This is a genomic window from Enterobacter cloacae complex sp. IR53030 (assembly GCF_049238365.1).
Classification (GTDB): Bacteria; Pseudomonadota; Gammaproteobacteria; order Enterobacterales; family Enterobacteriaceae; genus Enterobacter; species Enterobacter kobei.
This window is the reverse complement of record NZ_JBMKHA010000036.1, coordinates 19,213-28,778: the sequence shown is the minus strand read 5'-3', so window position 1 is coordinate 28,778 and position 9,566 is coordinate 19,213. Positions and strand designations below refer to the sequence as shown.

9 protein-coding genes and 1 pseudogene are annotated in these 9,566 nt (G+C 59.1%); 1 reads left to right on the top strand and 9 read right to left on the bottom strand.

The features are described 5' to 3' along the window. Positions 1-665: 665 nt before the first annotated feature. From ACOTXR_RS23725 to ACOTXR_RS23715, 3 genes are all read right to left on the bottom strand, one after another. Positions 666-815 carry a hypothetical protein gene (locus ACOTXR_RS23725; RefSeq protein ID WP_182382168.1) on the bottom strand — a complete coding sequence of 50 codons (150 nt, stop codon included), beginning with the start codon at positions 813-815 and terminating at the stop codon, positions 666-668. Between the two features lie 363 nt (positions 816-1,178). Then, entirely contained in the window at positions 1,179-1,607 is a 429-nt protein-coding gene (locus ACOTXR_RS23720) for a GFA family protein (protein WP_001554382.1), read from the bottom strand. 193 nt (positions 1,608-1,800) lie between these two features. Further along, entirely contained in the window at positions 1,801-2,796 is a 996-nt protein-coding gene (locus tag ACOTXR_RS23715) for an IS110 family transposase (protein ID WP_004118750.1), read from the bottom strand. Positions 2,797-3,020: 224 nt separating this feature from the next. Between ACOTXR_RS23715 and ACOTXR_RS23710 the strand changes: the two are divergent. Further along, positions 3,021-3,416, top strand: a pseudogene (locus ACOTXR_RS23710) (IS5/IS1182 family transposase); the annotation flags it as partial. Between the two features lie 224 nt (positions 3,417-3,640). Here ACOTXR_RS23710 and ACOTXR_RS23705 read toward each other — a convergent pair. From ACOTXR_RS23705 to ACOTXR_RS23680, 6 genes are read right to left on the bottom strand one after another with little or no spacing between them, the layout of a single operon-like run. After that, positions 3,641-4,792, bottom strand: coding sequence for a S1C family serine protease (locus ACOTXR_RS23705; RefSeq protein WP_032629948.1), 1,152 nt, complete (start codon positions 4,790-4,792; stop codon positions 3,641-3,643). A gap of 24 nt (positions 4,793-4,816) precedes the next feature. Next, complete coding sequence (locus ACOTXR_RS23700; protein WP_023332903.1) at positions 4,817-5,764, bottom strand: zinc metalloprotease HtpX; 948 nt, start codon at positions 5,762-5,764, stop codon at positions 4,817-4,819. Next, entirely contained in the window at positions 5,742-6,239 is a 498-nt protein-coding gene (gene psiE-GI, locus ACOTXR_RS23695; RefSeq protein WP_001514138.1) for a heat resistance protein PsiE-GI, read from the bottom strand. The genes ACOTXR_RS23700 and psiE-GI overlap by 23 nt, the downstream gene beginning before the upstream one ends. A gap of 2 nt (positions 6,240-6,241) precedes the next feature. Next, entirely contained in the window at positions 6,242-7,951 is a 1,710-nt protein-coding gene (gene kefB-GI, locus ACOTXR_RS23690) for a heat resistance system K+/H+ antiporter KefB-GI (RefSeq protein WP_023326110.1), read from the bottom strand. Between the two features lie 3 nt (positions 7,952-7,954). After that, positions 7,955-8,395: a heat resistance system thioredoxin Trx-GI gene (trx-GI, locus tag ACOTXR_RS23685; protein WP_000786816.1), complete on the bottom strand. Its 441-nt coding sequence runs from the start codon at positions 8,393-8,395 to the stop codon at positions 7,955-7,957. After that, a complete protein-coding gene (locus tag ACOTXR_RS23680) occupies positions 8,385-9,530 on the bottom strand; it encodes a hypothetical protein (protein WP_023326111.1) in 1,146 nt (381 codons plus the stop codon). The genes trx-GI and ACOTXR_RS23680 overlap by 11 nt, the downstream gene beginning before the upstream one ends. Positions 9,531-9,566 lie beyond the last annotated feature (36 nt).

Sequence of the window (9,566 nt, the reverse complement as noted above, 5' to 3'; positions counted from 1 at the left end):
GGTTCATGTGCAGCTCCATCAGCAAAAGGGGATGATAAGTTTATCACCACCGACTATTTGCAACAGTGCCCGCACGCCTGTTACCGGCCATTGCTGATCTTATGAGCAGTGAGGTCTTCCCACTTACCTGAATCACCGCCTTTCTGGCACTGTACTGGCCAGAAATGTTATCGCCGGCGTCACTTTTGACGGCCGATTTTTGTTATTCACAAATAACTGCAAGGGATTATTTCATATGGCGCTAACCGATGGTTTTGCAAAGCGCTAACCGTCAGTCTTTCAGGGTGCGTGGTTCCTTTTAAACATCAGCTCTGTATCTCTTTTAAAAATCCTTTAATAAATCCTGTAAACACATAACCTGTTCATCGCCTGCCCTGTGGACAGGCTCCTGATAATGCCCGCCCTTGCAGCGACCTGACGGTCGCGCCGGTTCGGCAACACCAAAGAGAGCTCCCATCGCTTCGCGACGGGCCCCGGCCGGAGAATTAAATTAGTTACAGCATTCATAATGAGATTCATCATAAAACAAGCGCTGGTTTGCCGGCCAGGAGCCCCTCCCCACCACTGAAAAGCGCCGCCGCCCCCGGCCGAAGGCCGGGAGTAGTGTCGCTTTTAATGATGGGTGTTGTAACTACTCTTCTTCATCGCTGTGGGTGGAGCTGCGGTCAGTTGTCGGGTACACGCTCGTAAGCGGCCCTGCGGCCCGCTAACGCGGAGATACGCCCCGGCTGCGGCTGACGCCCTGCCGGGACCACTCCGACCGCGTACAGAGGCGTCTGAGACGTTTTAAGCGGGTATGGCTTGGCAGCTACCATGTTAAGTTCCCTGGTGTCGCTGAGATTTTTTATGAACATCCCCCTAAGCGTCAGCAGCAAGCTGCCGCCGCTAAGGCCCCGGAAATCACGCCCTTTACGTCGTAAACGCCGTAAAGCCCGCTCACCGGGGTTAAAAGGGATTACTTTGACTTCTTCATTGCTGTTAGATGGTTAAGGCTAATCAGGGCAGGGGGTAGGGTGGCAGAATTTATAGCCCGGTAACCGGCTACGCCGGGCTTTCGGCGCCATTTGACTCCACAGACACATGTAACCTCATCTGGCGCCTCCATGCCGCTGACGCGGCATCCAGAAGTTTCCCGATGCTGTAAGTCTTAACGTCTGCTTTGTGCCAAATGCTGACGCTCAGGAATTGAGTTTCAGGTACTTTAAAAGCGAGGCTAGAGACTCGACAGGTCCAGCGTGACAACTAGGTGAGCGGGTTTCATCCCAGGGCATTGCATCATCAGTGCAGAAGTCTCCTGCACATTCCATTTCAAGACGTTCGTCAATTAAACCAACAGGAACCCAGACATAAGGTACGTCTCGCAGACTGTTAGGCACAGTTGAGCCACATACATTGCAAAAATCTGTACGGTACCCCGTTGGCTTAGACCATGAAGCAATGCAGTTTTCCCCTTTAATCCAGCGAAACTCACTGTCTTTGACTAGTGTGGCGAGATTGTAACCCACGCCGCTCTGCTTTCTGCAAAGCGAGCAATGACAACGATAAAACACTGCTGGTTTATGAGTAAGTTCAAATTCAATTGTTCCACACAAACAAGATCCATTCATTTCAAAACCATTCCTGCAAGGCCTAAGAGATTTTATGAAACATTACCATCTTTTTTGTACTGAATAGGAGCGCTCTTTTTGGCAACTCAAAATCAGCTATCAGTCGGTCTGAATATCCGCTCTTCGCTCATAACGGACTGCGCTCACTTATTGCAGTGAGCGTTACCTTGTGTTTAATGCCAGCCTGGTATAGTCAGGTTGACAGTGCCGGTTTCAGGTCTTCGTCATTAAAAACGGTTCCGGTCTTCAGGACGCCATAACACCAGTGCACCAGTTTCCGCATCAGCGCGCCAATGGCCACCATTTTAGGTTTACCCCGCAGGCACATCTCATCGTAAATATTACGCATTCGCTTATTGTAGATTTTTCCGCACAGGGCGGACATGTAAAGCTTCGCTCTCAACTGAGGGGGGCCGATTTTCGACATCCGCGGCCGGCGCCGGACCGATGTGCCTGAGCGTTTCTCGATCGGCACCACGCCCAGAAAGGCGGCAGCCTGCTCAGCCGATACAAAGTTATGGCTGCGAAGCACGACCAGCATATGCATCCCCAGCTGGGGACCAACCGATTTAATTGAGGTCAGCAGTGTATAATCACGCCTCAGTGCAGGGCTGGCTTTGATATGTGCTTTTATCTGCCGCTCGATATTACTTACCTCCTCGCGCAGAAGCTGCGCCATACGCCTGCAGGAACTGATAATATCTGCAGGTGTGTCTGTCGACAGGTATTTTTCCAGCCTGTTCTCCTCACGCAGGGCATCACCCAGCAGAACATCCCGCCGTCGCAGGAGTGCACCGAGATATCTGATTTCGGGTGCCGGCGGCTCCCAGCGGTGTGGCTTCTTAAGGAATGCGTAACAGGCCAGCATATACGCATCCACCTTATCCGTTTTTGTCATGATTCCCATGCCACGCGCAAACTCCCGACTACGGTGAGGGTTGGCCAGAGAAACCCGGAAACCGGCATCATGTAATTCAGTGGCCAGCCGTTCGTGATAAACACCGGTAGCTTCCATTACCACATGAACATCTTCCGGACTGCAATGTTGAAGCCTGAGCCAGCGAAGAATATTTTCAACTGAATGTCTGTTATTCTGGATGTTACGGGTTTTTATGCGTCCTTTGATACCGTCATAAAGCATGCAAAGATCCAGGGTGTTTTTACTTACGTCAATGCCGACTGGAAACATGGTCAAACTCCTCTCACATAAACCGTCACGCCTGTTCGCCTTGTACATACGGAGTCGAGCTCCCGATAACCGTTCAACCTGATGTGCTGGCGTGAAAGGTGAAGCGGAGGGCCATGTGCTGCAAATCAAGGTTCAGCGGTGCCGACTTTTCTGACCTTAAGGGAAGGGGGCGGCTCACTCTGCTTCAGTGGTGGTAGCTAATCACCACAAACTGTTAGATACAAGCCACCGTGGCGGATGTCACCCAGGTCGACAAACTGCTGCACGGCGACGAGAACGTCGTCTGCGCCGATGACGGCTACACAGGCGTCGAAAAGCGCTCCGAGCATGCCGACCGAGAAGTGATCTGGCAGGTCGCAGCACGCCGCAGCACCTACAAGATGCTCGATAAACGCAGCGCCCTGTACAAAGCCAAGCGCAAGATCGAGAAGGCCAAGGCGCAAGTGCGAGCGAAGGTAGAGCCCCCGTTTCGCGTGATCAAGCGGCAGTTCGGCTACACCAAGGTACGTTTCCGAGGGCTGGTGAAGAACACTGCACAACTGGTGACGCTGTTTGCCCTGTCGAACCTATGGATGGCCCGCCGACATTTGCTGGCAAGCGCAGGAGAGGTGCGCCTGTAATGCGGAAAATGGCCGTCGCAAGGTGCTCGCGACGGCTGAAAGCACCGAAATGAGCGGGTGATCCGATCGTTTTTGATCGGTTCACCGCTTTCAAAATCAGCAGTGGCAGAAGTCAGCCGGAAATACAGGGCTACTTCAGACCATCCCTAGCTAGGGCTCGTAGTTCGGCGCAAGGCTGAAGTCGCTTGGCTGCTTCGCTGTGCAGATCCATGACCCACTTTCCATCAAACTCCCGGTCGTAGTTCCACAAGCATCTCGCGAGTCTTGCCGGCCCGCTCCACTAACAAGACCACAACATCTCCAACGTTCTTGTCGTCTAGCCGGGCCTGTAATGTGGTGACGTCGTCAACGGCGATACCGTCGATGCTGATAACGCGATCGCCGGGCACGATGCCGCCTGCGGTGACCTCGACGCCGACGAGCCCGGCCCTGTGCGCCGCCGAGCCCGGCGTCACGCGCAATACGAATACGCCCTTACTGCCGGTCAGCGCCTGCAGACGCGTGTTGAGCTGCTCATCCACCTCGATGCCCAGCGCCGGACGGATGTACTTGCCGGTCTTTATGAGTTGCGGCACCACGCGCATGACGGTATCGACCGGCACCGCAAAGCCTATTCCGGCCGAGGCGCCAGACGGACTGTAGATGGCGGTATTGATGCCGATCAGCCGCCCAGCCGAATCGAGCAGCGGGCCACCGGAATTGCCGGGGTTGATGGCGGCGTCGGTCTGGATCAGGTGATCGATGGCCGGGCCGCCCGCTTCTCCCGGCAACGAGCGGTCGAGCGCGGAGACGATACCAGTGGTGAGCGTCCAGTCCAGGCCGAAGGGGTTGCCGATAGCAAACACCTTCTGACCCACCTTGAGGTCGGCACTGGTGCCGACCGGCACGGCCGGCGGGCGCTTGAAACCGACGCCGATCTTGAGCACGGCGATGTCGTGCGCGGGGCTCGTCCCCACCAGCGCGGCCTGGTAGTCGCGGCCGTCGGCCAGTTTGACGGTGGCTTCGGACGCGCCCTGGATGACGTGGAAGTTGGTGACGACGTGGCCGGCGTCGTCCCAGATGAAGCCCGAGCCAGTGCCGCGCGGCACGGAGAACACGTTGCGCGTCCAGACATCGCGTACTAATTGCGCGGTGGTGATGTAGACCACCGAGGCGCGCGATTTTTCGAACAGTTCGATGGTGGTTTTCTCGTCCGCCGCCAGATCGCCACGCGCCATCACGGTGCGTTCTGCTGCCTCGCGCGGACTGAACCAGGCCTCGATGGCAGACAGAAACTGCCACAGCAGCATGAGCGCGGCAATACAGGCGGTGATGAAGAGCCAGCGCCGGACGAAGCGGTCCGGCGCGGGGCGTTGGTACGGGTCGAGATAGGCCATGAGACGTCTCCTGTTGATGGGCAATCAGCGCCACAGCCCGCTCGGGCGCCAGCGCGGTGGGCGCGTCGCCAAAGCGGATTCCGGCAAAAAATGGGGCGCGCGGAGTGGCAACGCTGATGCTGGCCCAGGCGCCAACGTCAGCAGGCGTGCGATGCGCTCTTGCGTTGCCGGACGCGTGCGCAAGCAGGAGGGCTCGGGATTGCCCCATCCCGGCCATAGCCAGGCACGCCAGGAGCGGCTGACCCGCTCGATTTTCGCCAGCGCGGACGCCAGCCCCTGCGGGTCGCCAGTCAGTTCCGCCGCAAGGCGGTCAGCGTCGAACTCACGCACGCGAGACAAGCCGAGCTGTGCGAGCAGGGCCAGTTGGGGCGATGCGGCCAATAACAATAGACCAGGCCAATAGACCTCCGCCGCGCCAACCAGCAGCGCGGGCAGGCTGAGCAGGATCGCGATCTGTCCCATAAGGGCCAGTAGGCACGTGAGGCGACTGACGGAATCCGCCAGCCCCATGATACGCAGATCCTCATTAGTGATGTGCGCGACCTCGTGCGCGAGCACACCCGCCAGCTCGCGTGGGCTCAGGCTGCGCAGCAGGCCATCGGTGAGGGCGATCGATGCCTCCTGCTTCGATCCGGTGGCGAAGGCGTTGACGACGGCACTGGGCACATAGTGCGGCACCGGCGTGGCGGGCAGCTCGCGCAACAGGGCCCACATCTCGTGGGCTTGTTGCGGGTGCAAGGCCCGTACGCGGTACAGGCGCAAGCTCAGCGCCGACGCGGCTACCGGGTCCAGCAGCAACGCACCTGCAACGGCAAACAGCGCGAGCCACAGGCAGCCTTCCCCAAATGGCAGTCTCCCTGCTGCGGCTGCGATCCCGACCAGGGTCAGGACCAACAGCCCGGTCTGCAGGCGGTTGAGCCAGCGGTGTTGCAAGAGCGCAGTGCGCGGATCACTCGGATGATGACGGGTCATGCTCAGAGGTCTCGGCGGCGCGGTCGCCGCGCTTGCGCAGCAGCCAGTAGGTCGCACCCAGAGCCAGCGTGGCGCCTGCCAGCGCGGCTATCTTTGCGGGGCTCGCGTCGGAGTCGAGGATCACGAACTTGCGGGAGAGTGCGATCACCGCGATCAGGACCACCGTCTTAACCTGGATGATGCTGTCCCGACGCAGCGCCACGCGCACGATGGAATGCTTGAACTCCATCGCGATCAAGAGCGTCATGATCATGCCGAACACGCTCTGGAATACCTTGTGGTCCAGGGGATTGAAGGCATCGAGAACCAGCAGCGTGAAGACGATGGAGATGAGCTGGAACAGCGACACCATGATGATGACGGCGATCACCGCCGACAGCACGAGCGCGACGACCTGCTCGAAGCGCTCGTAAAAACTCATGATGGCCAATTGGTCACGCAAGACCTGAAATGGGTTAAGGCGTTTTGATTTCATGACTATGAACTCCCTGGAAAACGGCTGCTGTCGAGACGGCGGCGCATTGCACTGATGTGTCCTTCAATCAACTCGGTCGACATGCCAAGCGTCGACATCACCTGTTCCGCCAGCCCAATAGCTGCGGCAAAGGATTGCTGATAAACGCGCACGTTAGGCATGGCGCGAAATGCATCGGCCGCGGTCGTACTTCTGCATGACACCCACAAGGTTAGCGCCGGACGGCGCTCGGCAATCGCCTGGGCGATGCGCAACGCTTGCTGGGCATGGGCGAACGTTAGCACCACCAAGTGCGCATGCGTCAAGCCGGCAGCCAGCAAGGTATCGGGCCGACTGGCATCGCCATGGAACACCGGCGCGCCGGCGGCACGCGCGGCCTCTACCTTCTGCGCGTCCGCCTCCAGCAGCAGATGCGCCACGCCGGCGTGGCGAAGAATCTCGCTGACTGTCAGGCCAAGCTCGCCCGCGCCGCAAACGATGACATGGTCTCGATATCGCGTCGTCTGCGCGGCGATCTCGACTTCTTCAGCCTGGGGTGGCTGAATGACGCCGCCGGTGCGGCTCAAGAACCGGGCAAGTACATCGTGATGGCGGATCAGTAGCGGTGCCAGGGCCATGCTGAGCACCAGCGCGACCAGCATGGGTTGGACGACGGTCGCGGGGATCAGATGCTGCTGCAAGACCGTGCCCAACAACAGCAGGGCGAACTCGCCGCCGTGCCCCAACGCTATGCCCGTGCGCCAGGCATCGAGGGCGGACAGGCGCGTCGCCCGCAAGGCCAGCGTATTGAGCAGGATCTTGACCGGTACCAGCACCACCAGCCACGCCAGCACCGCCAGCGGTGCCGAAAGAATCTGTGCTGCGTCCAGTTGCAGGCCGATGGTCACGAAGAACACGCCCGACAACACATCGCGAAACGGCCTGAGGTGGCTTTCCATGTGGTGCCGGAAGTCGCTCTCGCCCAGCACCATCCCGGCGAGGAAGGCCCCCAGGGCGGCGGATACGCCGACCGCGTGCGCAGCAGCGGCGGCAGCCACCACCACGCACAAGGAGACGAGCACGAACGATTCCTCGTGGCCCCGCCGCGCCACCCAGCCCAGCAGGCCATGCAACAGACGGCGCGAGACGAGGGCCGCTGCCGCGAACAGCAGCAGCACACCGAATACTTCGAGCAGCACATGCTCGATCTTCGGCGACTCGCCGCGCGCCCAGATCGCCAGCAAGGCCAGCAGGGGCACGCTGGCCAGGTCCTGAAAGACCAGCACGGCGATGGCACTGCGTCCGTGGCGGGTGGTGAGCTCGCCTTGGTCGGCCAGTTGTCGGCTGACCAGCGCCGTGGACGACATGGCCGCCGCAGTGCCGAGCAGCGCGGCGCTCTGGCCGGGCTGCCCCAGCCACATCAATAGCAGGATCAGCGGCGGGGCCACGGCGATCATCTGCAGAGCGCCCGCCATCAGCACCGTCCTGCGGGCGAGCCAGAAGTCTCCGAGGGAGAATTCCAGTCCGACCATGAACAACAGCAGCGCCACGCCCAGCTCGGACAGAAAGCTCAGCGTCTCCCCCGGCGCGATCACGCCGATGACTGAGGGGCCCAGTACAACGCCGACAGAGAGATACCCCAGCAAGGCGGGCACTCTGAACGCCGCCGTCGCCATCGCCGCCAGGCTGCAAGCTGCCAGCAGGATTAGTGTAGTGCCGAGCAAGCCCTGCATCGGTCAGCGTCCCACTTGCGTCGACGTCCAGCGCACGATGTCCTGCGCGCCCATCACGCCGGCCTGACGGGCGATTTCCCGCCCACCCTGGAACAGGGCAAGCGTCGGGATGCTGCGGATACCGAACTGCGTGGCCAGGTGGGGCTCAGCCTCGGTATTCACCTTCGCCAGCCGGATCCTCGGTTCGAGCTGGTGCGCCGCTTGCTGGAACTGTGGCGCCATCATCTTGCACGGCCCGCACCATGGCGCCCAGAAATCGACCAGCAGCGGCAGATCGCTGCGCTCCACGTGGCGCGAGAACGTCGCCGTGGTCAACTCGATGGGCTCGCCCGTGAACAAGGGCTGCTGGCAGCGGCCACAGTTGGGATGTTCCGATAGCTTCGCAGTCGGTACGCGGTTGATGGACTGGCAATGCGGGCAGACAAGGTGAAGATCATTCTTCATGGTTCGCCTCCTTGGACCACAGTGAGGCTGCCTCGTTTCGGGTCACAGACAATGCCGACCAATCAACGCCTTGGAGCCAATCGTTCCCGTTTTTGCTTACTCCGGCCTCTTCCAGATGAGCAGCGATGAATGCTTCGGCCTGCATGAGCCACCTTCGGACAGCATCTTCCTTACTAGGAATCAGCAGGATTTCAGAGACGCTGCTGGCATTCAGCCCGTCCACACGGATAAGCAGAAAAATGCGCCGCCACAAACGCGGCATGTCCTTCAGCAGGTCAAATGCAAAAGCGAACTCGCTCGACCGATCAATCAGCTCCTCCTGTTCCGCGATCGTTGCGACATCGGGATGCTGACTGCCAGCGAAAATATCGGCCAGCTTGAGTGTGTCATCGTGCTGATAAAATTCGAAGATTTCCTCTTCCACCATGGCCTCGGCCACGTCTTGGGCATCCGGTTCGACCGGCGCGTCCAGAGAAACGAATTCGCCAAATTGCCGGCTGCTTGCCACTTCGTTATCCAGGACGGCGAACAGATGCTTCAAAAGACCGGTGTAAGCCTCTTTTTCCCCCGGCACGGATTGCCATTCCACCTTAGCTCGGACAATCGCTTCATCCACCACGTCGCGCAGCGTCGGATAATCGCGCGGTAAATCGCCGACGGCCCGCAGATAAGCCAGCTCACGCCTTGCGACAGCCTCAAGTTTCGACAGTAGAGGCATTCGGGTCACCTCGGCCTCATGGGCGGCTGATGCGGGTTTTGCGGCAATCCGCACCTTGAGCTCGCGCAAGCGCTCGCGTCGTGCTTTGCGCTTGATTTGATCCTGAGCATGCAGTCGGTCAAAATGCTTCTTGGCCTGACGGAACAACGACTGTGCGAGCATCTGCGCGAGGGGCGTCAGCTCGTCATGTGATGCAGTAACGCTGACAATCTTTTTGCCGGGCAGGTGCATATAGCCACTGGCCAGAAATTGCCGCTTGATCTTGTCGCGATCAAGGACGATTTGAAGTCGCGCTGAATCTTTAGTGTGTTTGTCGAGCAATGGCTTGAGGGCGTGCTCGATCACATTTCCCAAAGCTCTCTGCCAAGGTTCATGAAACTCTTTGTCGATAGCTCGATAGCTATATTGTATCTGCATGTATGACTCCTTCGATGTCATTTCTATGGAGGCATG